Source organism: Niallia taxi, assembly GCF_004005475.1.
Taxonomy (GTDB): Bacteria; Bacillota; Bacilli; order Bacillales; family Cytobacillaceae; genus Niallia; species Niallia taxi.
The window spans coordinates 1-2,144 of sequence record NZ_RZTZ01000048.1 but is presented as its reverse complement, the minus strand read 5'-3'; the positions used below and the strand labels follow the sequence as shown (position 1 = coordinate 2,144).

At 32.0% G+C, this 2,144-nt stretch carries 2 protein-coding genes; one reads left to right on the top strand and one right to left on the bottom strand.

Annotated elements, in window-relative coordinates; translation table 11 throughout:
• Positions 1 to 331 precede the first annotated feature (331 nt).
• Positions 332 to 958 (top strand): alpha/beta hydrolase, encoded by a 627-nt coding sequence (locus tag EM808_RS28320; RefSeq protein ID WP_127743145.1) that lies wholly within the window; start codon positions 332 to 334, stop codon positions 956 to 958.
• A gap of 147 nt (positions 959 to 1,105) precedes the next feature.
• Here EM808_RS28320 and EM808_RS28315 read toward each other — a convergent pair whose 3' ends face one another.
• A complete protein-coding gene (locus tag EM808_RS28315) occupies positions 1,106 to 2,023 on the bottom strand; it encodes an aminopeptidase (RefSeq protein WP_127743143.1) in 918 nt (305 codons plus the stop codon).
• Between the last annotated feature and the right edge of the window lie 121 nt (positions 2,024 to 2,144).

The following is a 2,144-nucleotide window of genomic DNA, read 5'->3' as shown; positions in this document are numbered from 1 at the left end:
AAAAACGAACAACTTTCCAAGATATAGATTAATAACTATATCTAACTAAATACAACAAAACCTTCCAATTAAAATATAGCGGAAGGTTATTTGGCATGTGCATTTTTAGTATACCACGAGATTATTTTTCTTTTTATTGAAAAATGTTGACAAACTATTAGCTGGTTTAGTTTAAGTGTATTCTTTCACAAACCCTTGTTTGCAGTTCCTTTAAATTGCCGGATTCCGATCAGATAATTTAGTTATCAACTTAGCTAAATTTATAGATTAATTTGGAAATAAAAGGGATAATTATTTTATTTATTGAATACCTATTTTAGGGGTGAAAAAAATGAAAATAATAAATGATTTTGCAACCTCTCCTAATAACAAAGTTGCATTCACTATCTTTAAGCACGAAGAACAACCAAATTCATTAGTAATTATACTTCCTGGTGCGGGCTATACTTCTCAAGCTCCATTACTTCATTACAGTTGTGGTATTTACTTCAGTAAAGGATACGATGTACTGCAAGTAAATTATAATTACCCTCGAGAATTTATAGCAAATCTTAGCGAGGATGATTTTTATTCAGATGTAGAATCTGTACTGAAAAAAGCTCTTGAAGATAGTACATATAGTAATTTTGTTTTTATTGCTAAATCCATGGGTACTATAGCATTATCTCATTTCATAACAAAACCTGAATTTAATAATGCTAAATCTATTTGGTTGACTCCATTGATTAAAAGAAATGATGTGTATAATGCATTATTAAATTTAAAGACTAAGGGGCTTTGCATTGTTGGAGGAATTGATCCAACCTACGATAGCAGCAAATTTAATGATATAAGAACAAATAAAAATATCGAATCAATTTTAATAGAAGGTACTAATCATAATTTAGAATTTGATAATGATGTACTTAAGTCTATTGAGGCAATTAGTAATATAATGAATAATGTAGTCAAGTTTTAAGATCTGTGGTTAAACACAGATCTTTATCTCTATTTCATCCTCTCACTTGTGTTAACTACCCCTGTTTCTTCCATAAGCTAGTTTTTCATTTATAGGAATGTTGCCCTGATTTTTACATAATCAAATTGGAACATGAAGAACCCATACTTAGATACTCCATTCCCCATTTTCCATGATTAAAATTCGTTCCTTTTCTAATATCCCGTAAACATTCAAAGAGCTATCACCAATCATAATATCTTCGTGAACGGCTGATTTATTCATACCTAACTCCGTAAGTTCTTCTTCATCTATTAGAGATCTATTCAATAGGTTATCAATGTATGCTTGTCCAAGTGCAATATGACAAGCAGCATTTTCATCTAATAGAGTACTTTTAAATGTTATCCCCATTTTAGCAATACTTGAATTTGCTGAAACAAGGGCAACTTCCCCTAACATCCTAGCCCCTTCGTCCGTTTGAAGAAGATCAAGTAGAAGTTGTTGTTTAGGCTCTATTCTTATAACTTTTCCATTTTTGAAAAACAGCTTTAGATTTTGAATAGTTGCTCCTGCTAAAATAATAGGTTTGGTTGTGGTGACATATCCATCGACATGATATTTATTCGGCATTGTCCAAACTTCTTCCACAGGAATATTAGACATAAATCCTTTTCCTTCTTTAGTTGTTTCCGATCCACCTAACCAAACATGATTTTTTACTAAAGCAACGGTTAAATCTGTTTTTTCACTAACAAAATGTAATGCTGAAAATTGATAATCATTTAGCTTTTTAGCTTTGTTCTTCAAAATACAATTTTGTTTTTCCCAGGCTGAAACAGGGTTAGCTTCATTCGATTTAGTTGCATGGAGTATATATTTCCATAAAAGTTCATTTGCTTTATCCTCATGTTGACCCGGAAAAACTTGCAGTGCCCATTCCTTTGTAGGTGCGTTAACAACAACCCATTTATTATGATTTTCCATCCCGAAAGTTCGGCAAGGTCTCATAGCGATCGATTTTGCTCTATTGATTTTCCAGGCTCTTTCGACTAAATTAGAATCTTCATCTGAAAATGATGTCAAGGCCGATTAAAACTTCCTCAAAATCGCCGGTTTAAAATTCCCCAGAAGGACCTTTCAGTCCTTCTGTTTTTGCGTACTCAAATGCTTCTCTTTTAGTCTGTAACTATCACCTTTCAAGTTA